Annotated in this window: 10 protein-coding genes and 1 pseudogene; all 11 read right to left on the reverse strand. The window is 67.9% G+C overall.

Annotated features, from left to right (window positions below; translation table 11 throughout):
• Positions 1-10 precede the first annotated feature (10 nt).
• On the reverse strand, positions 11-847 hold the full coding sequence (gene rplB, locus MPTA5024_RS25010) for a 50S ribosomal protein L2 (RefSeq protein ID WP_036328521.1): 837 nt from the start codon (positions 845-847) through the stop codon (positions 11-13).
• 128 nt (positions 848-975) lie between these two features.
• Entirely contained in the window at positions 976-1,278 is a 303-nt protein-coding gene (gene rplW, locus MPTA5024_RS25015) for a 50S ribosomal protein L23 (protein WP_036328524.1), read from the reverse strand.
• Positions 1,278-1,928 carry a 50S ribosomal protein L4 gene (rplD, locus tag MPTA5024_RS25020; RefSeq protein WP_036328527.1) on the reverse strand — a complete coding sequence of 217 codons (651 nt, stop codon included), beginning with the start codon at positions 1,926-1,928 and terminating at the stop codon, positions 1,278-1,280. Before rplD ends, rplW begins: the two co-directional genes overlap by 1 nt.
• Complete coding sequence (gene rplC, locus MPTA5024_RS25025) at positions 1,925-2,581, reverse strand: 50S ribosomal protein L3 (protein ID WP_036328529.1); 657 nt, start codon at positions 2,579-2,581, stop codon at positions 1,925-1,927. Before rplC ends, rplD begins: the two co-directional genes overlap by 4 nt.
• Before the next feature lie 13 nt (positions 2,582-2,594).
• Entirely contained in the window at positions 2,595-2,903 is a 309-nt protein-coding gene (rpsJ, locus tag MPTA5024_RS25030; RefSeq protein WP_012887830.1) for a 30S ribosomal protein S10, read from the reverse strand.
• A 230-nt stretch (positions 2,904-3,133) separates the two neighbouring features.
• Positions 3,134-4,327, reverse strand: a complete 1,194-nt coding sequence (gene tuf / locus MPTA5024_RS25035; protein WP_036328531.1) for an elongation factor Tu — start codon at positions 4,325-4,327, stop codon at positions 3,134-3,136.
• A 99-nt stretch (positions 4,328-4,426) separates the two neighbouring features.
• On the reverse strand, positions 4,427-6,475 hold the full coding sequence (fusA, locus tag MPTA5024_RS25040) for an elongation factor G (RefSeq protein ID WP_051458679.1): 2,049 nt from the start codon (positions 6,473-6,475) through the stop codon (positions 4,427-4,429).
• 84 nt (positions 6,476-6,559) lie between these two features.
• On the reverse strand, positions 6,560-7,030 hold the full coding sequence (gene rpsG, locus MPTA5024_RS25045; RefSeq protein WP_036328537.1) for a 30S ribosomal protein S7: 471 nt from the start codon (positions 7,028-7,030) through the stop codon (positions 6,560-6,562).
• Between the two features lies 1 nt (position 7,031).
• Positions 7,032-7,406 carry a 30S ribosomal protein S12 gene (gene rpsL / locus MPTA5024_RS25050; RefSeq protein WP_030508316.1) on the reverse strand — a complete coding sequence of 125 codons (375 nt, stop codon included), beginning with the start codon at positions 7,404-7,406 and terminating at the stop codon, positions 7,032-7,034.
• Positions 7,407-7,973: 567 nt separating this feature from the next.
• On the reverse strand, positions 7,974-11,849 hold the full coding sequence (locus tag MPTA5024_RS25055; protein ID WP_036328540.1) for a DNA-directed RNA polymerase subunit beta': 3,876 nt from the start codon (positions 11,847-11,849) through the stop codon (positions 7,974-7,976).
• Between the two features lie 19 nt (positions 11,850-11,868).
• Positions 11,869-12,660: pseudogene (locus MPTA5024_RS25060) on the reverse strand (DNA-directed RNA polymerase subunit beta); the annotation flags it as partial.

Genomic DNA, 12,660 nt, shown 5'->3' on the forward strand with positions numbered 1-12,660 from the left:
TCGGCTGCTCCTACCGCTTCTTCCTCTTGCTCCGACGACGGATGATCAGGCGGTCGCTGGGCTTGTTCGCCTGGCGGGTACGGCCCTCGGGCTTGCCCTTGGGGTTCACCGGGTGGCGACCACCGGAGGTCTTGCCCTCACCACCGCCGTGCGGGTGGTCGACCGGGTTCATGGCGACACCGCGGACCGTGGGGCGCTTGCCCTTCCAGCGGTTGCGGCCGGCCTTGCCGATGCTGATGTTGCCCTGCTCGGCGTTGCCCACCTGGCCCACGGAGGCGCGGCAGCGGACGTCGACCTGGCGCATTTCACCGGAGGGCATGCGCAGCGTGGCGTACGTGCCCTCCTTGGCGAGCAGCTGGATCTGCGCGCCGGCGCTGCGGCCCAGCTTGGCGCCGCCGCCCGGACGGAGCTCCACCGCGTGGATGAAGGTACCGGTCGGGATGTTGCGCAGCGGCAGGCAGTTGCCCGGCTTGATGTCGGCCCCGGGACCGTTCTCGACCTGGTCGCCCTGCTTGAGGCCGGCGGGGGCGAGGATGTACCGCTTCTCGCCGTCGGCGTAGTGGAGCAGCGCGATGCGGGAGGTCCGGTTGGGGTCGTACTCGATGTGCGCGACCTTGGCCGGGATCCCGTCCTTGTCGTGGCGGCGGAAGTCGATGATCCGGTAGGCGCGCTTGTGCCCGCCTCCCTGGTGCCGGGCGGTCACCCGGCCGTGGACGTTACGGCCGCCCTTGCTGTGCAGCGGGGCAAGCAGCGACTTCTCCGGGGTGCTGCGCGTGATCTCGGCGAAGTCCGAGACGCTCGCGCCGCGACGACCCGGAGTCGTCGGCTTGTACTTTCGGATGCCCATCTCTTTCGTTCATCCTTCGTCGGTTCGTACCGGTCGGGGTCCGCCTCTCGGCGGTCCCCCCGGTGCTGTCTTCCGGGCCGGGATCCTCGGCTGGGCCGGGATCCCGCGTCCCCGCGTACGGCGCTGGGTCAGCCGACCTGGCCGAAGATGTCGATCCGCTCGCCCTCGGCGAGACTCACGATCGCGCGCTTGGTGTCCGGGCGCTGGCCGTAACCGTGCCGGGTCCGCTTGCGCTTGCCCTGCCGGTTGATCGTGTTGACCCCGGTCACCTTGACGCCGAAGATCTGCTCGACGGCGATCTTCACCTGCGTCTTGTTGGCACCCTTGCGCACCAGGAAGGTGTACTTGTTGTGCTCATCGATCAGGCCGTAGCTCTTCTCGGAGACGATCGGCTTGAGGATGATGTCGCGCGGGTCGGCGATCTTCTGCATCAGGCCTCTTCCTTCCCGCTGTCGCCCAGACGGGCCACGACCTGGTCGTACGCCTCACGGGTGAAGACCACGTCGTCGTAGCACAGCACGTCGTAGGTGTTCAGCTGGCCCGAGTCCAGCAGGTGGACCTCGGGCGCGTTGCGCAGGCTCAGCCAGGTCAGCTCGTCGGCCTCGTCGACCACGACGAGCACGCTGGCGGCCTGCGTGACCTTGCGGAGGGCGTCGAGGGCGGCCTGGGTCTTCGGCGTCTCGCCGGTGACCAGGGCGCTCACCACGTGCACCCGCCCGCCGTTGGCCCTGTCGGACAGGGCACCGCGCAGCGCGGCGGCCTTCATCTTCTTGGGCGTCCGCTGCTCGTAGCTGCGGGGCTGCGGGCCGTGGACGGTGCCACCGCCGGCGAACTGCGGCGCGCGGGTCGAGCCCTGGCGGGCGCGGCCGGTGCCCTTCTGCCGGTACGGCTTCTTGCCGCCGCCGGAGACGGCGCCGCGGGTCTTCGTCGCGTGGGTGCCCTGCCGGCGGGCGGCGAGCTGGGCCACGACGACCTGGTGGATCAGCGGCACGTTGACCTTGGCGCCGAAGATCTCCTCCGGCAGGTCGACGGTCCCCGTCTTGGCGCCGCTGGCGTCGAGGACGTCAATGGTCGTGCTCATTTGGCGGCGACCCCCTTCTTGGCGGCGGTGCGGAGGAGGACAAGGCTGCCGTTGGCGCCGGGAATCGCACCCTTGATCAGGATGAGGTTCTTCTCGACGTCGACGGAGTGGACCTTGAGGCTCTGGACCGTGGTGCGGACGTTGCCCATGCGGCCCGCCATGCGCAGGCCCTTGAAGACGCGTCCGGGGGTGGCGCAGCCGCCGATGGAGCCGGGCGAGCGGTGCTTGCGCTGGGTACCGTGCGAAGCGCCCAGACCACGGAAGTTGTGGCGCTTCATGACACCCGCGAAGCCCTTGCCCTTGCTCTTGCCGGTGACGTCCACGTACTGCCCGGCCTCGAAGGCGTCGGCCAGGATCTCCTGGCCCAGGGTGTACTCGGAGGCGTCGTCGGTGCGGACCTCGGCGAAGTAACGGCGCGGGGTGATGTCGTGCTTGCGCAGGTAGTCACCCAGGGGCTTGTTGACCTTGCGCGGGTCAACCTGGCCGAACCCGATCTGCACGGCCGAGTAGCCGTCCTTCTCGGAGGTGCGGACCCGGGTCACCACGCACGGACCGGCCTCGACGACGGTGACCGGGACCACCCGGTTCGCCTCGTCGAAGACCTGGGTCATGCCGAGCTTCTTGCCCAGGACGCCCTTGATCTGCTTAGCCATGTCAGTGCGTTCCTTAGAGCTTGATCGAGATGTCGACGCCAGCCGGCAGGTCGAGACGCATGAGCGAGTCGACCGTCTTGGGCGTCGGGTCGATGATGTCAATCAGCCGCTTGTGGGTGCGCATCTCAAAGTGCTCGCGGCTGTCCTTGTACTTGTGCGGCGACCGGATCACGCAGTACACGTTCTTCTCGGTCGGCAGCGGCACCGGGCCAGCGACCTTGGCGCCGGTCCGCGTCACCGTCTCGACGATCTTCTTGGCCGAGCTGTCGATGACCTCGTGGTCATACGCCTTAAGCCGGATGCGGATCTTCTGTCCCGCCATAATGGCCTCGGTGTCCTTCGCTGTCGTCCTATTAAGCTTCGTGCGGCCCATTGCCGCTTTTCGGTCCCGTGGACCGGCGGTTCTCCGTGATCTGGCAGTGGCTTCGGTCATACCGCGGCCGAAAGCACTGCGAGATCACGGTTTCGCCGTCCACGGAGGAGCCGTTCCCGGCCCCCGCGCGGTGCGGCGGCCAGGCCCTGTGCGGGCCCGACCGCCGCCTCGCGGTGCTACTACTTGATGATCTTGGTGACGCGACCGGCGCCGACGGTGCGGCCGCCCTCACGGATCGCGAACTTCAGACCCTCTTCCATGGCGATCGGCTGGATGAGCTGGACGGTCATCTCGGTGTTGTCACCGGGCATGACCATCTCGGTGCCCTCCGGCAGGTTCACCACGCCCGTCACGTCAGTCGTACGGAAGTAGAACTGAGGACGGTAGTTGTTGAAGAACGGCGTGTGGCGGCCGCCCTCGTCCTTGGACAGGATGTAGACCTGCGCCTCGAACTCGGTGTGCGGGGTCGTCGTGCCCGGCTTGATGACACACTGGCCGCGCTCGACGTCCTCGCGCTTGATGCCACGCAGGAGCAGACCGACGTTGTCGCCGGCCTGGCCCTCGTCGAGGAGCTTGCGGAACATCTCGACGCCGGTGACGGTCGTCGTGGTGCTCTTCTCCTTGATGCCGATGATGTCGACGGTCTCGTTGACCTTGACGACACCGCGCTCGATACGGCCGGTGACGACGGTGCCGCGACCGGTGATCGAGAACACGTCCTCGATCGGCATGAGGAACGGCTTGTCGGTGTCACGAACGGGCTCGGGGACGTTCTCGTCCACGGCGTTCATGAGCTCGATGATGGAGTCGCCCCACTTCTCGTCGCCCTCGAGCGCCTTGAGCGCCGAGACGCGCACGACCGGCAGGTCGTCGCCCGGGAACTCCTGGGCGGACAGCAGCTCGCGGACCTCGAGCTCGACGAGCTCCAGGATCTCCTCGTCGTCGACCATGTCGGCCTTGTTGAGGGCCACGACGATGTAGGGAACGCCGACCTGGCGGGCCAGGAGGACGTGCTCCTTCGTCTGCGGCATCGGGCCGTCGGTCGCCGCGACCACCAGGATCGCGCCGTCCATCTGGGCGGCACCGGTGATCATGTTCTTCACGTAGTCGGCGTGACCGGGGCAGTCCACGTGGGCGTAGTGGCGCTTCTCGGTCTGGTACTCGACGTGCGCGATGGAGATGGTGATTCCGCGAGCCTTCTCCTCGGGCGCCTTGTCGATCTTGTCGAACGGGGTCGCCTCGTTGAGCTGCGGGAAACGGTCGTGAAGCACCTTGGTGATCGCCGCGGTCAGAGTGGTCTTGCCGTGGTCGATGTGCCCAATGGTGCCGATGTTCACGTGCGGCTTGTTCCGCTCGAACTTGGCCTTGGCCACTGGTCTGTCTCCTTAGAGATTCTGACTTGACTTGCGTCTTGCAACTCAGGCTCCGTACGGCGGGGCGCCCGGGGGCGCCCCGACGTACGGCGAGCGGAACTACTCGCCCCTAGCCTTCGCGACGATCTCCTTGGCGATGCCCGGGGGCACCTCCGAGTAGGAGTCGAACTGCATGCTGTAGCTCGCCCGTCCCTGAGTACGGCTGCGAAGGTCGCCCACGTAGCCGAACATCTCAGAGAGCGGAACGAGCGCCCTGATGACACGGGCGCCGGACCGTTCGTCCATTGCCTGGATCTGCCCGCGACGACCGTTGAGGTCGCCGATGACGTCTCCCATGTAGTCCTCGGGCGTGGTGACCTCGACGGCCATCATCGGCTCGAGGAGTACGGCGTCCGCCTTGCGCGCGGCCTCCTTGAAGGCCATCGAGCCGGCGATCTTGAAGGCCATTTCCGACGAGTCGACCTCGTGGAACGCGCCGTCCTGAAGCGTGACCTTGACGCCGACCATCGGGTAGCCGGCGAGCACGCCGAACTCGGCCGCCTCCTGCGCGCCCGCGTCGACCGACGGGATGTACTCCCGCGGGATGCGGCCACCGGTGACCTTGTTCTGGAACTCGTAGCCGTCGTTGCCCTCACCCAGCGGCTCCAGGTCGATGATCACGCGCGCGAACTGGCCGGAACCACCGGTCTGCTTCTTGTGCGTGTACTCGACCTTCTCCACCTTGCGGCGGATGGTCTCGCGGTAGGCGACCTGCGGGCGTCCGACGTTGGCCTCGACCTTGAACTCGCGGCGCATCCGGTCGACGAGGATCTCCAGGTGGAGCTCGCCCATTCCCCAGATGACCGTCTGACCGGTCTCCTCGTCGCGGCGGACCTGGAAGGACGGGTCCTCCTCGGCCAGCCGCTGGATCGCGGTCCCCAGCTTCTCCTGGTCGCCCTTGGTCTTGGGCTCGATCGCGACGTTGATGACCGGCGCGGGGAACGTCATCGACTCGAGGACGACCTGCTTGGTCGGGTCGGAGAGGGTGTCACCGGTGGTGGTGTCCTTCAGGCCCATGACGGCCACGATCTGACCAGCGGTCGCGCTCGGGCGCTCCTCGCGCTTGTTCGCGTGCATCTGGTAGATCTTGCCGATCCGCTCCTTCTTGCCCTTCACCGAGTTCACCACAGTGGTGCCGGTCTCGAGCGTTCCGGAGTAGATGCGGATGTAGGTCAGCTTGCCCAGGTGCGGGTCGCTCATGATCTTGAACGCCAGCGCCGCGAACGGCTCGTTCGGGTCCGGGTGACGCTCGACGACCTGCTCCTCGTTGCCCACCGCGTGGCCCTTGAAGGCCGGGATGTCGGTGGGGGCGGGGAGGTAGGCGACGATCGCGTCGAGCAGGGGCTGGACGCCCTTGTTCTTGAACGCCGTGCCGCACAGGACCGGGTTGATCGCACCGATGATCGTCGCCCGCCGGAGGGCGGCGACGAGCTGCTCCTCGGTGGGCTCGACGCCCTCCAGGAAGAGCTCCATGAGCTCGTCGTCGTTCTCGGCGACCGTCTCGACGAGCTTGTCGCGCCACTCGCGGGCCGCGTCGGCGTGGTCGGCCGGGATGTCGACGGTGTCGTACATCTCGCCCTTGGCCGCCTCGGCGCTCCAGATGAGGCCCTTCATCTTCACCAGGTCGATGACGCCCTTGAAGTCGGCCTCGACGCCCCAGGGAAGCTGGATGACCGCCGGCGTGGAGTTCAGCCGGTTGATCATCATGTCGACGCAGCGGTGGAACTCCGCGCCGACCCGGTCCATCTTGTTCACGAAGCAGATCCGGGGCACGCCGTACCGGTCGGCCTGGCGCCACACCGTCTCCGACTGCGGCTCCACACCAGCGACGCCGTCGAACACGGCGACCGCGCCGTCGAGCACGCGCAGCGACCGCTCGACCTCGATGGTGAAGTCGACGTGGCCGGGCGTGTCGATGATGTTGATGGTGTGCCCGAGCCACTCACAGGTCGTCGCGGCGGACGTGATCGTGATGCCGCGCTCCTGCTCCTGCTCCATCCAGTCCATCGTGGCGGCGCCCTCGTGGACTTCACCGATCTTGTAGTTGATGCCGGTGTAGAACAGGATGCGCTCGGTCGTCGTGGTCTTGCCCGCGTCGATATGGGCCATGATCCCGATGTTGCGGACCTTGGCAAGGTCAAGAGCGGTCGTGGTGGCCACTTCTTCGCGTCCTTAACTCGTCGTCGGTGCTCACTACCAGCGGTAGTGGGCGAAGGCCTTGTTGGACTCGGCCATCTTGTGCGTGTCCTCGCGCCGCTTGACGCTGGCGCCGAGGCCGTTGCTCGCGTCGAGCAGCTCGTTCATGAGCCGCTCGGTCATGGTCTTCTCGCGGCGCGCCCGCGCGTACTGCACGATCCACCGCAGGGCCAGGGTGGTGCTGCGAGCGGCGCGCACCTCGACCGGCACCTGGTAGGTGGCGCCGCCGACGCGGCGGCTGCGCACCTCGAGGGTGGGCTTGACGTTGTCGAGCGCGCGCTTGAGGGTGACGACCGGGTCGTTGCCGGTCTTCTCCTTGCAGCCCTCGAGGGCGCCGTAGACGATCGACTGCGCGATGGAGCGCTTGCCGTCCAGGAGAACCTTGTTGATCAGAGCGGTGACCAGCGGCGAGTTGTGCACCGGGTCAGCGACCAGCTGGCGGCGGCCAGGGGAACCCTTGCGCGGCATGTCAGCTCTTCTCCTTCTTGGCGCCGTAACGGCTGCGGGCCTGCTTGCGGTTGCGGACCGCCTGCGTGTCCAGCGAACCGCGGATGATCTTGTAGCGAACACCCGGCAGGTCCTTCACACGACCACCGCGCACCAGCACCATCGAGTGCTCCTGGAGGTTGTGGCCCACACCGGGGATGTAAGCCGTGACCTCGATGCCGTTGGTGAGCCGAACACGCGCCACCTTGCGGAGCGCCGAGTTGGGCTTCTTGGGGGTGGTGGTGTACACGCGGGTGCAAACGCCGCGCCGCTGCGGGCTCCCCTTGAGGGCAGGAGTCTTGGTCTTACTGACCTTGTCCTGCCGGCCCTTGCGGACCAACTGCTGAATGGTGGGCACCGCGTCTCCGTTTCGTGCCTAGCCGGTGATACGTGGGTTCCTGATCCAGGCGGCGAGCCGCCCGTCTCAGGTCATGCTTTCGCAGGTGCTGCCGGTGTCATGACCTGCTGGTTGTCTGTCTCCTCCGGCCCCCGCGCTCGGGCGTGTCGTGTGCTGTTCGCACCACACCCGGGCGGACCTGGCCGATCTGGAGGAGTCACGTGCGCCCCCACCCCTCCACGAGGGAGGATTTCCGGGCACACACGCGTCAGCCCGCATGTGCGGGCACGAGCGACAAGCGTACCCGCCCCTGCACGACGCGTCAAAACGGCGGGCAAGCCCTTGAGGGGCGCTCGCCGTAGGCCGACGTCGTCCGGGGCCGGCAGCCCACCGATCGCCTTCCATCATACCGAGGGCAAGGGTGTGACCCGGCCGCTTTCGGTACGCGCGCGTCCACGAGAGGTCCGGGGCCGGGCCTCGCGGAGGGCGGCCACGGAGGATCCGGGGCCGCGGAACGGGAAGCGGCCCCGGGCGGGGTGCCCGGGGCCGCTTCGTCGTCCTGTGCGGCGGTCGCCCGCCGCGGCACGGCTACCGGCCGTACTGGCCGAAGTCGTACTCCTCCAGCGGGACGGCCTCGCCGCTGCCCGAGCCGAACGTGTAGTCCGACGCGGAGCCGTCGTAGCCGCCGACCGTGTACATCGCGGCCTTGGCCTCCTCGGTCGGCTCGACCCGGATGTTGCGGTACTGGGGCATGCCCGTACCGGCCGGGATGAGCTTACCGATGATGACGTTCTCCTTGAGGCCGAGCAGCGAGTCCGACTTGGCGTGGATGGCCGCGTCGGTGAGGACCCGCGTCGTCTCCTGGAAGGACGCCGCCGACAGCCACGACTCGGTGGCGAGCGAGGCCTTGGTGATGCCCATCAGGACCGGACGGCCGGAGGCCGGCTGGCCGCCCTCCGCCACCGTCTGCCGGTTCATGGCCTCGAAGCGCGGCCGCTCGACCAGCTCGCCGGGCAGCAGCTCGGTGTCGCCGGACTCCAGCACGTTCACGCGCTTGAGCATCTGCCGGACGATGACCTCGATGTGCTTGTCGTGGATCGACACACCCTGCGAGCGGTAGACCTGCTGCACCTCGTCCACCAGGTGGAGCTGGACGGCACGCGGGCCGAGGATGCGCAGCACCTCGTTGGGGTTGCGCGCACCCGCGACCAGCAGCTGGCCGACGTCGACGCGCTGGCCCTCGGAGACGAGGAGCCGCGAGCGCATCGACACCGGGTAGGCCACCTCGTCGGCGCCGTCGTCCGGAGTGATGACGATCTTGCGGGTCTTGTCGGTCTCGTCGATCCGCACCCGGCCGGCGACCTCGCTGATCGGGGCGACACCCTTGGGGATGCGCGCCTCGAACAGCTCCTGGACACGCGGCAGACCGTGGGTGATGTCGGCGCCCGCCACACCACCGGTGTGGAAGGTCCGCATCGTCAGCTGCGTGCCGGGCTCGCCGATGGACTGGGCGGCGATGATGCCGACGGCCTCGCCGACGTCCACGAGCTTGCCGGTCGCCAGGGAACGGCCGTAGCAGGTCGCGCAGACACCGATCTTGGCCTCGCACACCAGCGTGCTGCGGGTCCTGACCGTCTCGATGCCGGCGTTCACCAGCGCCGTCACGACGTCGTCGTTGATGTCGACGCCCGCCGACGCGACGAGCTTGCCGTCCACCTCGACGTCCTCGGCCAGGATGCGGCCGTGCACGTTGCTCTCGGCGTTCTCGGCCTTCACCAGGTTGCCCTGCGAGTCGCGCTCGCCGACGTGCAGCGGGACGGCCCGGTCGGTGCCGCAGTCGATCTCGCGCACGATGACGTCCTGCGCGACGTCGACCAGACGACGGGTCAGGTAGCCGGAGTCGGCGGTCCGCAGAGCGGTGTCCGCCAGACCCTTCCGCTGACCGTGGGTCGAGATGAAGTACTCCAGCACCGACAGGCCCTCGCGGAAGGAGGACTTGATCGGCCGCGGGATCGTCTCACCCTTGGTGTTGGACACCAGGCCGCGGATACCGGCGATCTGCCGGACCTGCATCTTGTTGCCGCGGGCGCCGGAGTTGACCATCATCCAGACCGGGTTGGTGGCCGGGAACGCGTTGACCATGTCGGTCTCGACGTCCGCGGTCGCGTGGGTCCAGATCTCGATGAGCTCCTGACGGCGCTCCTCGTCGGTGATCAGACCCCGGTCGTACTCGCGCTGCACCTTGTCGGCCCGCCGCTCGTACGACTCCATGATCGCGGCCTTGTTCGGCGGCGCGACGACGTCCTCGATCGAGATCGTGACGCCGGCGCGGGTCGCCCAGTAGAAGCCGGCGTCCTTGAGCGCGTCGAGGGCGTTGGCGACCTCCACCTTCGGGTACCGCTCGGCCAGCTCGTTGACGATCGCCGAGAGCTGCTTCTTGCCGACCTGGTAGTTCACGAAGGGGTAGTTGTCCGGCAGCGTCTGGTTGAACAGGCACCGGCCCAGCGTGGTCTCCAGCCGGAACGGCTCGCCCGACTCCCAGCCCTCGGGGCCCTCCCAGCCGCGCGGCGGCGGGACGTCCTTGAGGCGGACCTGGATCTTGGCCTGGATGTCCAGCTCGTGGCGGTCGTGGGCCATGAGGGCCTCCGACACCGTGGTGAACACCCGGCCCTCGCCGGCGCCGCCCTCCTTCTGGGTGGTCAGCCAGTACAGACCGATGACCATGTCCTGGGTGGGCATCGTCACCGGCTTGCCGTCGGCCGGCTTGAGGATGTTGTTGGTGGACAGCATCAGGATCCGCGCCTCGGCCTGCGCCTCGGCGGACAGCGGCAGGTGCACCGCCATCTGGTCGCCGTCGAAGTCCGCGTTGAACGCGGTGCAGACGAGCGGGTGGATCTGGATGGCCTTGCCCTCGACCAGCTGCGGCTCGAAGGCCTGGATGCCCAGGCGGTGCAGCGTGGGCGCGCGGTTGAGCAGCACCGGGTGCTCGGTGATGACCTCTTCCAGCACGTCCCACACGACCGGCTTGGACCGCTCGACCATCCGCTTGGCGGACTTGATGTTCTGCGCGTGGTTGAGGTCGACCAGGCGCTTCATCACGAACGGCTTGAACAGCTCCAGCGCCATCTGCTTGGGCAGGCCGCACTGGTGCAGCTTGAGCTGCGGGCCGACCACGATGACCGAACGGCCGGAGTAGTCGACGCGCTTGCCCAGCAGGTTCTGACGGAAGCGGCCCTGCTTGCCCTTGAGCATGTCGCTGAGCGACTTCAGCGGGCGGTTGCCGGGGCCCGTGACCGGGCGGCCGCGGCGGCCGTTGTCGAACAGCGCGTCGACGGCCTCCTGGAGCATCCGCTTCTCGTTGTTCACGATGATCTCGGGCGCGCCGAGGTCGAGCAGACGCTTGAGCCGGTTGTTCCGGTTGATGACCCGGCGGTACAGGTCGTTCAGGTCGGAGGTCGCGAACCGGCCACCGTCGAGCTGCACCATCGGGCGCAGGTCCGGCGGGATGACCGGGATGCAGTCGAGCACCATGCCGCTCGGCGAGTTCCGCGTGTTGAGGAACGCCGCCACGACCTTGAGCCGCTTGAGGGCGCGGGCCTTCTTCTGGCCCTTGCCGCTGCGGATGGTCTCGCGCAGGTTCTCGGCCTCGGCCTCCAGGTCGAAGCTGTTCAGCCGCTCCTGGATGGCCTGGGCGCCCATGCCGCCGCGGAAGTAGCGGCCGAAGCGGTCGCGCATCTCGCGGTAGAGCAGCTCGTCGCCCTCGAGGTCCTGGACCTTGAGGTTCTTGAAGCGGCTCCAGACCTCCTCGAGCCGGTCCAGCTCGCGCTGGGCGCGGTCGCGCAGCTGCCGCATCTCGCGGTCGGCGCCCTCCCGCACCTTGCGGCGCTGGTCGCCCTTGGCGCCGGTGGCCTCCAACTCGGCCAGGTCGGCCTCGAGCTTCTTCTGGCGGGCCTCGATGTCCGCGTCACGGCGCTGCTCGACGTGCTGCCGCTCGACGGAGATCTTCGCCTCCAGCGACGGCAGGTCGCGGTCACGCATCTCGGTGTCGACATGCGTGATCATGTACGCCGCGAAGTAGATGACCTTCTCCAGGTCCTTCGGGGCGAGGTCGAGCAGGTACCCCAGACGGGACGGGACGCCCTTGAAGTACCAGATGTGGGTGACGGGAGCGGCCAGCTCGATGTGGCCCATCCGCTCGCGGCGCACCTTGGCGCGCGTGACCTCGACGCCACAGCGCTCACAGATGATGCCCTTGAAGCGGACGCGCTTGTACTTGCCGCAGTAGCACTCCCAGTCGCGGGTCGGACCGAAGATCTTCTCGCAGAAGAGCCCGTCCTTCTCCGGCTTGAGGGTTCGGTAGTTGATGGTCTCCGGCTTCTTCACCTCGCCGTGCGACCACTGCCGAATGTCGTCGGCGGTCGCGAGGCCGATGCGCAGCTCGTCGAAGAAGTTGACGTCGAGCACTAGTTAATCCCCTTTTTGATCAGACCTCGTCGACGGTCATCGCGCCCTCGTGGGGGCGTCGGGACAGGTCGATGCCGAGCTCCTCCGCCGCGCGGAAGACGTCCTCGTCGGTGTCTCTCATCTCGATCGACATCCCGTCGCTCGACAGAACCTCGACGTTCAGGCAGAGCGACTGCATCTCCTTGATGAGGACCTTGAAGGACTCGGGAATGCCCGCCTCGGGGATGTTCTCGCCCTTGACGATGGCCTCGTAGACCTTCACGCGGCCCAGCACGTCGTCGGACTTGATCGTCAGCAGCTCCTGCAGCGCGTACGCCGCGCCGTAGGCCTCCAGAGCCCACACCTCCATCTCACCGAAGCGCTGGCCGCCGAACTGGGCCTTACCGCCGAGCGGCTGCTGGGTGATCATCGAGTACGGACCGGTCGACCGGGCGTGGATCTTGTCGTCCACCAGGTGGAGCAGCTTCAGGATGTAGATGTAGCCGACCGAGATCGGGTGCGGGAACGGCTCGCCGGAGCGGCCGTCGAACAGCCGTGCCTTGCCGTTCTCGCCGACCATGCGCTCGCCGTCCCTGTTGACCAGGGTGTTCTTGAGCAGGCCGACGATCTCCTCCTCGTGGGCGCCGTCGAAGACCGGGGTCGCGACGTTCGTGCGCGGCTCCACCGTGCCCAGGCCCTTGTCGCGCAGGCGCTCGGCCCACGCCTCCTGGACTCCGGTGACGTCCCATCCTCGGGCGGCGATCCAGCCGAGGTGGGTCTCCAGGACCTGGCCGACGTTCATCCGGCCGGGCACGCCCAGCGGGTTCAGGAC

This window comes from Microbispora sp. ATCC PTA-5024, from assembly GCF_000511135.2.
Taxonomy (GTDB): Bacteria; Actinomycetota; Actinomycetes; order Streptosporangiales; family Streptosporangiaceae; genus Microbispora; species Microbispora corallina.